The 1,311-nt window shown below is 68.7% G+C and carries 1 protein-coding gene; it reads right to left on the bottom strand.

Going from position 1 to position 1,311, the window contains the following annotated elements:
* Positions 1 to 40: 40 nt before the first annotated feature.
* Complete coding sequence (locus ACIRJP_RS42685; protein ID WP_404186651.1) at positions 41 to 1,288, bottom strand: IS701 family transposase; 1,248 nt, start codon at positions 1,286 to 1,288, stop codon at positions 41 to 43.
* Positions 1,289 to 1,311 lie beyond the last annotated feature (23 nt).

A 1,311-nucleotide genomic window follows, 5' to 3' on the forward strand; every position in this document is an offset into this window, starting at 1 on the left:
CGGGCGACTGCTTGGCGTCGTCGGCGCCACTGCGACCAGCTCACCGCGTGGTGCCGGCCTCGATGTCCGCGTAGGTGCGGGGGCCGGGGACGACAAGCTGCCAGGAGTCGCCGAACCTCCGCCACTGTGAGCTCGATGGCCCCGGCTGCCTCACCGGTTCCGCCCCCTTTTCCCGGGCCCGGTGTGCCGTGGCTGCCAGGAAGGCGTGCGCGAGCATCGCTAGGGTGATGTGCCGGTACCAACCCGGGTAACGACGGACTTCGTACTGATCCAGACCGCACTCGTTCTTCGCGGCCTGGAAACACTCCTCGATCGCCCAGCGCGTCCCGGCGATCCGTACCAGCTTCTGGGCGGTGGTCTCCAAAGGGGCGTAGGCGAGGTAGTAGGCGATCTCGTCGGGCTTGCGGATGCTGCGACGGGCCAGCGCCCACCGCATCCGGTGAGGGACCTCGCCCTGGTAGTCGAACTCGGCGACAGCCGGCAGTCGCACCGCCGCCCAGTGGTAGACGCGCGGTCCCTTCGCGCCGTTGCCGCATGAGATCTTCTCCCACGCCTCGGCCGGGGCCTGCGCGAACAGACCCTCGATGCGGGGACACCCCACGGTGAACTGGGACTTGGGCACGGCCAGCACGTAGCCGACGCCCGATTGCTCCAGCAGCCGGCGGAAGCGGCTCTCCTGCCCGTAGGCGGAATCCGCGGTGACCCAGGTGATGGGCAGCGGCGAGCCGAGGGCACGCAGCACCATGCGCCGGGCCAGTGCCCCCTTGGTGGCGAACTCCCGATCGTCGGGGACCTTGGCCGCGCGGCAGCGTTCACGGTCCTCGGCCCAGGACTTGGGGAGATACAGCTCACGGTCGACCAAGGCCCGGCCGCGGGCGGTGGCATAGGCGGCGAACACGCCGATCTGGCAGTTCTCGGTGCGACCGGCGGTCCCGGAGTATTGGCGTTGGACCCCGGCGGAGGTGGTGCCCTTCTTGATGAACCCGGTGTCGTCGATGATGAGGACTCCGTCGTCCTCGCCAAGCTTTTCGGCGACGTATTCCTGCAGTTCATCGCGGATGTCGTCCGGCTCCCACTTCGCCCCGGCGAGCAGATGCTGCAGGCCGTCGGGGGTGGCGTGGCCTGCCTGCTCGGCCAGCTGCCAGCTGTTCTTGCGGGCCACCGGGGCGAGCAGCCCACGCACGTAGTCACGCATGCGGCGGCGAAGTTCCACACGGCCGAAGCGATGACCGATGGTCACGAAGAGGTCGTCCAGTTCAAGGTCCCACTGCTCGGCATCATGCTCGATGATCACGTGGGGAGCTTTCCCAC

It is taken from the genome of Streptomyces sp. NPDC102437 (genome assembly GCF_044765565.1).
GTDB lineage: Bacteria > Actinomycetota > Actinomycetes > Streptomycetales > Streptomycetaceae > Streptomyces.